This is a genomic window from bacterium SCSIO 12741 (assembly GCA_024398055.1).
GTDB lineage: Bacteria > Bacteroidota > Bacteroidia > Flavobacteriales_G > Salibacteraceae > SCSIO-12741.
Map to the genome: position 1 here is coordinate 331,361 of CP073749.1, position 12,778 is coordinate 344,138.

Sequence of the window (12,778 nt, forward strand, 5' to 3'; positions counted from 1 at the left end):
GACTTAGTTTTGAGATTTGCCTTCCATGAAACTATCCGTTGGATTATTAAGAAATCAGTCGTTTCAACGCAAAGGATTATTCAAAAAAACTTATTGACAATTATTGGTATCCTAATTATTCCCTTTTCATCCTTAATCCTCATAATGTATAATCCGGATGATTGATTCAAATGCAATGAATGAGACCTTTCAGAAATTAACGAAGTGGAATGGACTAATTGCCCCTCAATATTATAGACTTCGATAGAATAATCATTTATGCTTCCTAGATCAATTGTAACTGTACCGGAAGTTGGGTTTGGATAAGCCGAAACATTAAACTTATTCAGATTATCCATTGTCGATAGCCCTCTAATTTCGAAACATGATGAAGTGTCAGTGCACATTCCCTCGGTTACTTCACATGCATAACTACCATTTTGTTTCGGAATAAAATACTTGAGGGTATCGTTCAGTAATCTGGAGAAATTGTTTTGACAATCAAACCATTGATAACTCGCTGAAAAAGCCATTACTTCAAGTACAGAATCTGATCGGAAATAAGAAACGTCTACGCCCTGAAAATCAAAATCCAAGTGTATAACTGAATCACAGCCAAATTGGTTGATCAGAGTATATGTGGCAACACTGTTATCGGCCGAATAATTTTTTCCATCGAGCCAGGTTATTGGAGTGCATGATGATATTTCGTCTACAAATTTTGAAGATCGGTTAATGGTTAATTTCAAACTAACCAATGAATCGCATCCAAGAGCATTCGTCGTAACAAATTGGGCGGAGCTATTATCATTAACATATTTTTTTTGGTCAATCCAAACGAATTCATCACATGCAGTTACTGAATCTACTCCAGAAGAAGTATCTAAAATGGTTAAATGAAGTTTTACAACCGAATCACACCCCCATTTATTGGATAGTATTACTTCAGGCTTTTGGGTACTTGAGTAATAAGTCTTCTTATTGGCCGACCAATAAAATGACTCACATTGTGTCGCTTGATGAACTGAACTAACACCAATACAAGTATCCATTTTTATTATGAATCCATCATTTGAAGAAGTATTTAAACTATTTAGAAAATTAGTCTGGGGCCCAAGATCACTATCGAAATTTCCCTGAAAGCTTCCTGTAAGATAAATATTTTTCTCGTGGTCATGGGTCATTCCACCCAAGTATGCATGATAACCATCAAGAGAGTAGACCCATAACATTTGCCCATTTGCGTCAAACTTTCCGATAAAGTCCTTACTTCTATTAATTGGTGATGAAAGGGTATAAATACCAGTATCTGGATCGAAATCCACTGTTCCATAGAACTTTCCGGTCAAATAGATGTTGTCTTTCTCATCAATTTCCATAAAACTTGGGTTTACAATCTTGGGGCCTCCAATAGTTTTCACCCAATTCAGTTTTCTAACTGAATCAAATTCAACAAGAAACAAATCAGAAGTTCCCCGAGCAATTTTTATGTTTTTTGATGTATCGGGGTCAAAATCTACGGTATCTTTGAAAAAGCCTGCTGCAATTAAGTTGTTTCGATTATCCAATTCAATAGACTTACAGCGTTCAGAATTCTTCCCCCCTATTAATGATACATCTGTGAAGTCACCATTTGAATCCAAAACGCATATATATCCATCCTCCAGGCCTCTGGATAAAACTAAATTCTGCCCAGAACCAGGGTCAAAATCTACTTGTCCTTCAAAGCCCCCGCATATAAATAAATTGGATTTTTGATCTACTGCTATATCATAAGAATAAACGTCTAATGCTCCTCCAAAAGATTTTGCCCAAATAATGGTTCCATCTGATTTCAATTTAGAAACAAAAACATCGTGGTTACCATTCGAAACAAGGTTTTTCAAATTATTACTATCAGGGTCAATATCAATCGAATCTCTGAAAGCACCACACAAATAAATCTCATCTCTATTATTCAGTTTCATTCCTCCGTCATAGGTTCGGACATATCCTTTTGAGCCAAATGTTTTGACCCAAGTAAATTTGGAATTTGAGTCCAACTTCAATATAAAAGCATCTGCAAACGGGGCCTCAGCATTCAAATAGTATGTGGATGTGTCTGGGTCAAAATCAACCAAAAAACTAAAATTGCCGTAGATGAACAGATTACCATGACTGTCCAAAGCAATGTGAGATGCGATTACGCGACCATATGGTCCTCCAATATTTTTTCCCCAAATTAAATTTCCGTTTGGATCCTTTTTTTGAATAAACGAATCATCCCTTAAACTGTGAGCCCCACTATTTAAAATGTGAGAATTAGGCCCAGGGTCAAGATCAATGCTACCTAAAAAACTTCCTACCGAATAAGTATTTCCATTCTTATCAACTACTATTTTTCCCGCTTCGACATCATTTGTCCCACTGATAGTGTGAGACCAATTATGCATTGGTTTTTGGGCCAGTGAATAGCTGAATAGAATGATAAAAAGAAAAGATAGTTGGACTTTCATTTTAATTGGTTTTAAAGCATTAAGCAAAATAAGCTATTAATTCAAAAGGGGCCATGTACTATATTCAAAATGAATCCATCATCGGATAAAAAATAGGTAACCAAATCTTCACAATTTTTGAGTCGTGAATTACTACACTTCCAACATTGATATAACATTCTAATTCGCCAAATTGCCTCCTAGTTAGAATGGAACCGCCCTGATATCAAGTGTTCAGATTTTGTATTTAATTTGTTACAAAGGAGTATGGATAAAAATTCGCAGATCCATTGTCTGGAAAACACCTGCTTCGGTTTTTTATAAACCTGTGAAGGTTTAACGTCCGCATAAACCACAAAGAACTTATTTAGCACGCAATCACGATTGATTCAAAAGGAAAATAAAGACCTGTCTTTAGACTGTTTTTGTACGCAATTTGAGTAAAATGACATTTCAAGAAATCAAAGAAAAATATTCTGGCCATGAACCGGCTTTCCCATTGAACTATCCTGAACCGAATGAAGCGGATTTGAACAAACTGATTGAAAAATATAGCTGTAAATATCCTAAGTCCTTTATTGACTTTCAGCTAAAATATTGCAAAGAAGTTCCGATTGGAGATTTCGCATTTGACGGATTTGGTTTTGCGAATAAGGAACTTGAACCTTATATGAACCTGGAAGAATTAGTAAAGGATTATGCTGAATTGGAATTCCCTGAATACCTGACACCTTTCAGGCAAGAGAACGGAGACTTTTGGTGTTTCGACAATCGTAGTTCTGAATCTGAATTTCCCATTGTAATTTTTGACCATAACATTAAAGGAATTGAACCTGATCCAAATTATAAATGGAAAAATTTTATTGAATGGTTGGACAAAACAATGGAAGATCAATACTAAAAAGCCGGTTACAACAATGTATTAATTCATCCCTTCCTCGTCGCAATTCATAACTACGACGAAACTATTTCTCTTCAACACGACACCAATCTTGATTTCAAGATATAGGATTATTTCGCTACGCTCCTAATCCCGATCGTTAGGTATAGAGACGCAGCAAAAAACATTGGTCTTTCAGCACAACTTTAAGTTTTCCTCGCTTTCAAGGAAATGGTTACTTTAGGTTCGAACTAAACTATGAAAGTGTTCCTCTCCGCACCAATCACATTGAACTTATTATTACGGTACGATTTCAATTGATTTCCAAGGAAGAAGAAACTACACCCAACGTTGTAATCAATTTATTCACTCATCTCAATCTTTTTCAAAATGAAATCATTTAGAATTCACCTGGTGCTGATGTTATGCGCCTCCTTTTTTGCTTCCAATTTGCAGGCGGCTATAACCGTATTTGACCTGTTTCAAGAGGATTACATAATAACCGCTAAGTCGACTCCAGGATCCTCAGTTATGGTTTTTAATAGTTATGATACCCGGTTTGAATTGTTTTCCGATAACAAGGAATACAGGGTAGCTTACGAGTATGTATCTGGTGTTCCTCTAACCGACCTGGATCTATTTTATCGATCTCCTTCGTCCTCTTCCTTTTACTATGTCGGAAACCATCTGGATGATCCGGATGTCAACAATTCGAGTTATGAAATTCAACTCAAGGACCGGGGAAAGTTAGATTTTCGTGGCAAAACAAATAAAAGCTATATCGATCCAAAATGGTGCGGACAAACGAAGATCAAAGTGACTTTTTACAAGGTACAATTAGTGCCTAAAACGGTTCTTTATGTATCACATACAGCCTATATCACTATTATCTGGGATGATCACTGCGGTTGGAGTGACGAAGGAACATTTGGAGGAATGACCGATGACGACCATCCGTTAACATCGACTTCCGGAGGAAATGCTACCTATGGTATTCTGGGATCACAAGCCCATAGCTGGCAAGTATTTTATGCCGCCAATGATGCTGGGACCAGTGATCGGCGGATGTACAATGTTTATGGTTCCTGGATCAATGAATATTCGTTTTGCCGCAATACGGGCAATCCGGGATCTGAGACACCTGTTTCCAACTACGGTACCAATTTCGTTGAGGCCGATGGGGGCATATACTTTGTAAACAATCAACAGAAAATTACAAAAGCCACCTGGAATGCAACGAACGGATGGACCTATAGTGCTGTTAATAATAACGCTCATCCCGTCATGCACAACACGCATATTGCCGTAGATGGCACCGGAAAGGTTTTCTATGTCGGCTCGGATGGAATAATTCGCAATATTTACGGCCCCACCTGGCAACATGGGCCGCTGGACATTCAAGCACCTACAGCTAGGAGCAACTCTGATCTGCTACTAGCAGACAATGGTAGGGTTTATTACACAGGCTCCGACGACAAAGTGCATTATTTCGAATGGAACGGACAGTGGAACTCCTACGTGGCCAACAATTTTGCACCGCTTGTTAAAGACAACAGTGAAATAGCCCAGGGTGATGGACATTTGTTTTATGTAGATCAGAATAACAAGGTTCGGTCCATCGATGGTCCTTTATCCTACCAACAGTATGTGGTCAATGCAAGTGCTCCCAATGCCTATGGATCTGATCGAATGGGTCTGGAATATACCATTGGAAAGGTGCTGTACTTTGATATCAATCGCGACATGCATAACTTATACTGGGATGGCTCAGTATGGAAATCAGCTCCGATCACAGGTTGTGGAGTAAGGGGTAAAATAGGGTCCCCCATTAGTGTCAATGGGAATGGTGAAATATGGTATGTCAATGAGTTCACCAACCAACCTCATAAGCAAGTGTATACTTATTGCGAAGAAAGTGGAAAAGTAGGATCTTCCGATCCCGTAGCACTTCAAACAGAAAACACTAATCCTTCATCATTAGATCAAAACCAACTGAGCATCTATCCAAATCCATCCTCAGGCAGGTTTACCTTGTCAAACCTCCAGAAAGAGGAGATTAAGTATGAAATTCTGAATTCTACCGGAACCCTGATTATGGATGGCAAAGTTCAATCCGATTCAAAAACCGAGATTAATCTGGGAGAGTATTTGCCCAGAGGCCTTTATTTGATCAGATGGCAGAGTTCTTATTCCGATGACATCAACACGGAAAGAATAATACTTCAGTGATGGTTTGACGTAATGTAGAGAATAAAAGGAAGGCCATTCGAAAGGATGGTCTTTTTTTTTGTTGTCCCTTGATGGGCGTAGTTTATAATTAGGACGAAACTATCCTCCTTCGACAAAAGGAATCTGCCGAATAAAAAATGAGAAAATCCAGAAAATCCATATTTTAGGTTTGAGCTAAACTGTGAAGAGGTACACTCACTCCTCGCTGATCACTAATATTTATTTATAAGGCGACTACAGTTGTTTCCATTAGGGAAATAAAAACTTGTCTTTATTTAATTGTTTTCCTAAGAAAAAACACATGACTGATACAGATAAAAATACCAAACTTGACGGCATATCATTGATTATTCTCATTATATCAGGTGTTGTTATTCTATTTTCCTTTTTCTCACCTATAATATTTGTTCAGGAAACCATTCTTGGATTTAACTTCACAACGACTGGACCAATTGGAGACACCATTGGAGGTATAATGAACCCATTCATAGCAATAGCCGGCGTATTCTTAACCTTTCTTGCATTCTATATACAGTTTAAGGCGAATAGACTACAAAGAGACTTGTTTAGACAAGAGCTTGACTATAACAAATTTGAAAACCAATTCTATGAAATGCTTAAACTACATAAAGCCAATGTGAATGAAATACAAATAGACGAAGTAAAACTTTACATACAGGAAAAATCAGACAGAGAAAACAGTATAGACAGAGTGGAAAAGGTAATTAGTGGCCGAAAAGCTTTTGATTTTTTAAAATCTGAATTCGAAATTATCTACTTGATTGCCAAAAAACACTTTCCTCACCGAGAGCCTAAAATATGGGTAAATGAGGCTTATGGGGTCTTTTTTCATGGGTTAAGAAAATCTAGCCTTGATCTTCACGACTTTTACAAAGAAGTCGATAATGTAAAAGAGCAACACAAGAAGAATCACTTTACCGGTTTACCAAAAACAATAGACAATATTGTTAAACATGAGACTAATATCCAAATAAAAGATAATTTGAGATTTGATTTATTCGAAGGACATTCATCCCAACTTGCTCATTATTATAGGCACTTGTATCAAACTGTAAAGTTTGTTGTTAATCAAGATAAAGAGTTGCTGTCCTACAATGAAAAACGAAAATATTTAAGAATACTAAGAGCACAACTGTCAAATCAAGAACAAGCTATGCTCTTTTATAATTGGCTTTCAGATTTTGGCAAACAATGGAACAACGAAAAGAATAAATTCTTCACCGACTACAGGATGATCCATAACATATACCAAGAACTAATTATGGAAGAGGTCAATCTCAAAGAAATATTTGATTTTGACAGTGGTTATTTAAAAGAAGAAAACAGGGAAATTGATCCTTTATTTGAATTTCAAGATTGGAAAGAATAAAGATCCACTGCCCCTCACTCATCGTAGTTTGCAATTACGCCGAAACTATCCTCTTTCGACAAAAGGAATCAGCCGAATAATAAACGTGAAAGTCCAGAAATCCGGGATTACCCGCTGCGCTCCTGATCCCGGTCGTTGGTAAATAGAAACACAGCAAAAGCCACAGGCCCTTCAGGCCGGCTTTTGAGTTCCGCGTACTCGTTCGAAACCGCAGGTTTCAATCGCACTCGAATTTGAATCTGGGATGGTCGCTCCGCTCCTGATCCCGATCGTTGGTAAAAGAGACACAGCAAAAGCCTTTGGCCTTTCAGGCCGGCTTTTGAGCTCCGCGCACTCGTTCGAAACCGCAGGTTTCACTCGCACTCGAAACTCAAAAGCCCAGCCCGGAAAATCCGAGCTGGGCTTTTGCTGTGGAGTCGGCGGGACTGTTGTCGAACCCTGAGATGGTGGAATTGGAAGAGGTATTTGGTTTGTTTTCAGAGGAGTAGATCAAGCTACTACAGCAACCCATTTTCTGAAAAATGGTTATTTTAGGCTTGAACTAAACTGTGGAAGTGTGCATCTCAGCACAAATCACAAAGCACTTTTTTAAAAGTACAATCGCGATTGGTTCCAATGGAAAAAATAGAGACATGTCTTTATACAATCGTTAGCTTCAATAACTAATAATGCTGTCTGAAGAAGAAAAACATAAAATCATCCTAGAAGAGCGACTGCGATTTGAAACAAAGGAAGAGCTACAGAATCAATCTAAAAAACAAAATCGGGCGATTGCATTTTTCAATACAAACCTTGGTCTTTTTTTGTTATCTACAATTTTGGTTGGTGGAATCAGCTTTTCATACAACTATTTTAGGGAAAAGGAAATTAAACGAATAGAGCAATTAGATCTCGAGAGGCAGCGATTATTCACAAAAAATAAACTTTTAGATGAGGTCGTTCATAGATTTAAAATATTGCAACTTGCGACTGATACACTAGTTGAATATAGAAGTAAGGATATATACCTTGCATTGAAAGGCAATTCTGTAGAGAGCCCGCTAAAAGCTGAATACTATAATTTCAAATCTGTTTATGGTGAATACGCAGCGTGGAGTATTCAAAGGTTACTTCGAGAATTATCACTGGTTGAAGAAAATCCAGAGAACCTAGAACAAATTAAAGACTTACTATACTCGTTCTCGGAGAATACGGAGTCACTAAATCATCTAAGTGAAAATTTCTATCTAGTTACTAATAAGGGGAGATACCTTCCAAAGGGAACCCAAATTAAAGTGTACAAGGGAAAAGACATGAAATATAGAGGACGATCGTACTACCTCAAAGATGAAAAGTATTACTACTTAGATAGAGGTGAAAAAATAAGCAGAAAATTCTTCAAGCTTGATCAAAATGAGAAAATCAATAAATTGGTTGAATTGATTAGAAAATACTTAACTGAAGCTAACATGGTGTAAAAATGCATTGAAACGCATTTTACACAGAACGTTGGGCGCAATTGAAACAAAGAAAATGGGGATATACGAATTAGCAGAACAAATGAGACGCATGCAGTCACTTATGGTGCCGAGTTATGTGACCCAGCTGCAAGAGATATCTCAGAAGCTTCAAATGCGGGATCAAGGGATTGTTAGGGTCTTATCTGAATTTCAAAAGAACTACCAACCACTTCAACTGAACATTCCAAAATTTGAAGTGCCTAATCCACCGACTTCCCAATTTGCTGAGATAGCCAAAAGGCTTCAGGCATCAATTCCTGATTTATCAGCTTTTGAGTATAATTTTGATGACTTTCAAGAAGAGGAAATTGAAGAAGAGGAACTAATCCAAGTAGTAGACAACACAAAAAATCTGATTAAAAGCATATACGAAGACCATAACCTTTTGCAGGTAATTGAACCAAGAAAATTTGAAGAGATTATTGCTGAACTTCTTTATTCAAAGGGATTTGAAGTAAACCTAACGAAGCAAACGAAAGACGGAGGATATGATATATTGGCGATTCAACAAATTGGAGGATTCCCAATCAAATTCCTTGTAGAGTGCAAAAGATATAAGAAAAACATAGGGATAGATATTATCAGAAGTTTCTGTGATGTAATTCGACACGAACAAGCTAACAAAGGAATAATCTTTACCACTTCTTATTTCTCCAAAGATTCTCAAAAAAGGAAAAGTGAGATGGGAACGATTCTTGACCTACAAAATAGAGAAGATATAATTGATTGGATTATTGACTACCACAGAAGTTAGAAGTCGACCCCACTCGGCGTAGTTTACAACTACTGACCTTCTCCCCAAAAAACTGTAGATACCCCAAAAAATAGGACAGTAAGTTTAATTGATAAATTTACTGATTATGACCCGACGGAAGTTTACCTCTAAGTTCAAGACCAAAGTGGTTTTGGAAGCCTTAAAAGAACGAAGCAGTTTAGCAGAACTGGCTCAGAAATACGAATTACAACCCACCCAGATCAGCGCCTGGAAACGAGAGTTTTTAGAAGGAGCTACCCAAGTGTTTGATTCTGGGAAATCAAGCAAGAAAAGCGAAGCCGAGCAGGAGAAGGATAAATTACTCAAGACCATCGGTAAGCTCAAAGTGGAAAACGATTTTTTAAAAGACGCCTTGCGCTAAGACCCTTAGCAGAACGCCGTGATATGATACGCAAGGGTCATTCTACTTTGAGCTTAGTCAAGCAGTGTAAAATGCTGGACATTCATCGCTCAGGACTGTATTACAAGCCCCAACCCGAAAGTGATTTCAATCTAAAACTGATGCGGGAAATAGATGAACACTACCTTCACCATCCTTTCAAAGGAGCTAAACGCATGCACATCTGGCTTACCCGTGACAAAGGGTACCAGGTGAGCAAAAATCGGATAGAACGGCTTTATTACCGGGTTATGGGATTAAGAGCCATTATGCCGGGCAGACATACTTCCAGGCGATGCAAGTCTCATCCGGTATATCCCTACTTGCTCAGAAACCTGACCATAGATCGACCGAACCAGGTATGGGCCACGGACATCACTTACATCCCCATGGAAAAGGGATATATGTATTTAGTGGCCATCATTGATCTATACAGCCGGTATGTGGTTAACTGGAGCATCTCCAATAGCATGGATGCAGCTTGGTGTAGAGCAACCCTTCAGGATGCTATTGAAATGCATGGAAAACCTGAGATTATCAATACTGATCAGGGCAGTCAGTTTACCGCAGAGGAGTTCTCTTCTTTTGTACTCAAACAAGGAATAAGACTGAGCATGGATGGAAAAGGACGAGCAACGGACAATGCTTTTATTGAAAGGCTTTGGAGAAATATCAAATACGAAAAACTCTATCTGAATCCTCCCACCGATGGACTGGATCTTTACCTGAAAACAGCAGAATACTTTAACTACTAAAACAACGAAAGAAGGCATCAGGCTTTGGACTATCAAATACCTATTCACCGATATGAAAAAGCTGCCTAAAACAAACTTAACTTTGACAAATAGCTGTCCTCATACTTGGGGTATCTACACCAAGGGTATTTCCGTTTTTTAAGTGTCGATCTTTTTCTTTGGCTTCTTTTAAAATGTCTTCGTTTGAACGCAGATCAGAGATAGCATTTATGGTACCATTATGTTGTTCTATTTGCGCCAAAAAAGCTGATGCAACCTCTAAACAGCTCCATTCTCCAGTTTTTATATTTTCTAGAATTTGCTTTGCTGAGCTATAAATAATCTGTTTCATTTTTGCTTTTTGTTTTTAGTTCCAGCCATGCTGTAATTGTGTTTATTGCTAGTGACATATTACCTACCATGCAATGGTCTTCTGCAGCATCTTTTTTTGTGAAAATATGGTCGGTAACTGATTGGGCATTTTTGAGTGCTTTAACCTGAAGGTGATGCATTTTTACAGGGATAAAATGATCTTTTGCACCACTCAGCAGAAGAACGTCTTGAGTTACTTTTTCCGAAGCAATGTTCTCTTTATTCATTTGAAGAATGATTTGAGAAGCATCCATGGGTGTTTTCGCTCCGGTTAAATGCATCAAGTTATTAATGGACCATCGTTCTTGTGGAATAAGCTTCATTTTTATCCTTGCCATGTGGTTCATGAAGCCTTTGAATTTCATGAAGAACAGTAGTAGTTTTTTACCCCATTTTGGAAGAATTTCCAGGTAATCATATCCAACGCCCAATGCAATCACTTTGGTTATTCTTGGTTCAAAAGCTGCGGCACGAATCGCCCACCATCCGCCCATAGAGATTCCCATTAGCGATGCTTCTTCAAGGTTAAAATGGTCCAATACTGCTTTGGTTGGTTTTTCCCAATCAATAATCATCTTTAAACCATAATCTTTTAGTGGTTCTCCTTGGCCTGGTCCTTCAAAACAAATAACTTCTATACCTCTCTTTGTGAAGGTTTGAGCTATTAAACAAAACTCTTCCATGAAAGAATCGAATCCTCCAAATATTAAGAGTGTTTCTGTTTTTTTACCTTTTGCAGCATATCGCATAGCAGGAATAAAACCATTGTCATAAGGGATGTATTTACAGTCCTCCGAGTTAACAATACTCGACTGGTAAAAGAAATGCCTGAATTTTTGGTAAAGCTTGTATTTATCAGGATCATCCGGCATTGTAAAAAACTCTGCTCCACGGTAATACATTGCTGCTGCAAGTTTCTCACCGTGTTTAAGCTTATGGTCAGCCATTTCTATCATTTTAGGTTTCCAATCATCAATTCCCTTGATGTTTGCGCCTAATATTTTTATATCACTTAGCTCATAAAACCCAAGAGAATACCACCGATTTAATTGGTAATCGATGATTTTGATAGGGTGTACCTTGTGGTATCCTATTGGAAACAAATCATCTGCTTGATCTTTCATCATTGTGTCATTCATTCTTGAATAAAATGTTGAATTTGTTGGATGCAGAAGTTCGTAGCCTCCCGATGCAAAAAATGGCCAGCTTCATTATGGTATCTTAGGTTAAAGCAATGTTCTGCTTCCATTTTTTTAAACTGATTAAGGTCAACAGTTCCATCTTTCTGCCCTATAAGAACCAATGTTGGTATAGTGGGAAGCTGTTGGTATAGTGCTAACCTTTCTTTTTGTTTTCGTTCTTTGCCAAGTTGCCAGTAATAGCCAAGAGCTGCTTCTTTTCGCCACGGTTTTTCAAAACAATGAACCATTTCCAATTTTAGCTGCTCGGCACTCAGTTTGGGACTCCACCTTTTGTATAGCGTATCGAGGTAGGCATAGTTGTTTTTAGATAATCGAGTTATGGATTTTGATCGATTCGCGAAGTATAAAATGTGCCGAGCCTTTAGCAAAAGCTTAAGAGAAGGTTTCAGAAATTTGGGGTGTGGCATATTGAGTGCAATTACTCTTTTAACATGCAATGGATATAGGTTTGCCATGATATAGGCAACGGTTGCCCCCCAGTCGTGGCCTACAACCGTATATTCTTTTAGGTCTAGCTTTAGTGCAAGTGCGTGAATGTCTTCAGCAATTCTTAATGCCGAATAATCGTGATCTTTAGGAATGTCAGTTGGATAGTATCCTCTTAAAAAAGGGGAGATGCAGGTGTTAGACTCAGCTAGTTCGGTAATTAAGTCATCCCATGCCCCGGCATGATCGGGAAATCCGTGTAGGAAAAAAATAGGATGGCCTTTTCCTTCTTGAAGGTAGGTATAGTTCAGTTTGCCCACCATGGTTTGTTTAATGTTGAATTTGCTTAGTTGAATGTTATCGTTTTGCATTTGTGTTGCTTCCATTACAATCTTTTTAACATACCCTTTGCGGTGTTTTGATAAAGCAAAACTATGTT

Annotated in this window: 11 protein-coding genes; 7 read left to right on the forward strand and 4 right to left on the reverse strand. The window is 38.0% G+C overall.

Annotated elements, in window-relative coordinates; translation table 11 throughout:
* Positions 1 to 80: 80 nt before the first annotated feature.
* Positions 81 to 2,474: a T9SS type A sorting domain-containing protein gene (locus KFE98_01500; protein UTW62860.1), complete on the reverse strand. Its 2,394-nt coding sequence runs from the start codon at positions 2,472 to 2,474 to the stop codon at positions 81 to 83.
* Positions 2,475 to 2,898: 424 nt separating this feature from the next.
* Here KFE98_01500 and KFE98_01505 point away from each other — a divergent pair, with 424 nt between their 5' ends.
* The 7 genes from KFE98_01505 (at position 2,899) to KFE98_01535 (ending at position 10,360) form a co-directional block, all read left to right on the forward strand.
* Entirely contained in the window at positions 2,899 to 3,354 is a 456-nt protein-coding gene (locus KFE98_01505; GenBank protein ID UTW62861.1) for an SMI1/KNR4 family protein, read from the forward strand.
* A 369-nt stretch (positions 3,355 to 3,723) separates the two neighbouring features.
* The gene (locus tag KFE98_01510; protein ID UTW62862.1) at positions 3,724 to 5,562 is read left to right on the forward strand and encodes a T9SS type A sorting domain-containing protein; all 1,839 of its coding nucleotides are present in this window, start codon (positions 3,724 to 3,726) and stop codon (positions 5,560 to 5,562) included.
* Positions 5,563 to 5,863: 301 nt separating this feature from the next.
* Positions 5,864 to 6,952 (forward strand): putative phage abortive infection protein, encoded by a 1,089-nt coding sequence (locus KFE98_01515; protein UTW62863.1) that lies wholly within the window; start codon positions 5,864 to 5,866, stop codon positions 6,950 to 6,952.
* A gap of 668 nt (positions 6,953 to 7,620) precedes the next feature.
* Positions 7,621 to 8,409, forward strand: coding sequence for a hypothetical protein (locus KFE98_01520; protein ID UTW62864.1), 789 nt, complete (start codon positions 7,621 to 7,623; stop codon positions 8,407 to 8,409).
* Between the two features lie 7 nt (positions 8,410 to 8,416).
* Positions 8,417 to 9,205 carry a restriction endonuclease gene (locus KFE98_01525; GenBank protein UTW62865.1) on the forward strand — a complete coding sequence of 263 codons (789 nt, stop codon included), beginning with the start codon at positions 8,417 to 8,419 and terminating at the stop codon, positions 9,203 to 9,205.
* 106 nt (positions 9,206 to 9,311) lie between these two features.
* A complete protein-coding gene (locus KFE98_01530; protein UTW62866.1) occupies positions 9,312 to 9,587 on the forward strand; it encodes a transposase in 276 nt (91 codons plus the stop codon).
* Between the two features lie 23 nt (positions 9,588 to 9,610).
* Positions 9,611 to 10,360, forward strand: a complete 750-nt coding sequence (locus KFE98_01535) for an IS3 family transposase (protein UTW62867.1) — start codon at positions 9,611 to 9,613, stop codon at positions 10,358 to 10,360.
* A gap of 76 nt (positions 10,361 to 10,436) precedes the next feature.
* Here KFE98_01535 and KFE98_01540 read toward each other — a convergent pair whose 3' ends face one another.
* The 3 genes from KFE98_01540 to KFE98_01550 are packed head-to-tail and all read right to left on the reverse strand — an operon-like array spanning position 10,437 to position 12,725.
* On the reverse strand, positions 10,437 to 10,691 hold the full coding sequence (locus KFE98_01540) for a hypothetical protein (GenBank protein ID UTW62868.1): 255 nt from the start codon (positions 10,689 to 10,691) through the stop codon (positions 10,437 to 10,439).
* Positions 10,672 to 11,850, reverse strand: coding sequence for an alpha/beta hydrolase (locus tag KFE98_01545; GenBank protein UTW62869.1), 1,179 nt, complete (start codon positions 11,848 to 11,850; stop codon positions 10,672 to 10,674). Before KFE98_01545 ends, KFE98_01540 begins: the two co-directional genes overlap by 20 nt.
* Positions 11,847 to 12,725 (reverse strand): alpha/beta hydrolase, encoded by an 879-nt coding sequence (locus KFE98_01550; protein UTW62870.1) that lies wholly within the window; start codon positions 12,723 to 12,725, stop codon positions 11,847 to 11,849. The genes KFE98_01545 and KFE98_01550 overlap by 4 nt, the downstream gene beginning before the upstream one ends.
* Between the last annotated feature and the right edge of the window lie 53 nt (positions 12,726 to 12,778).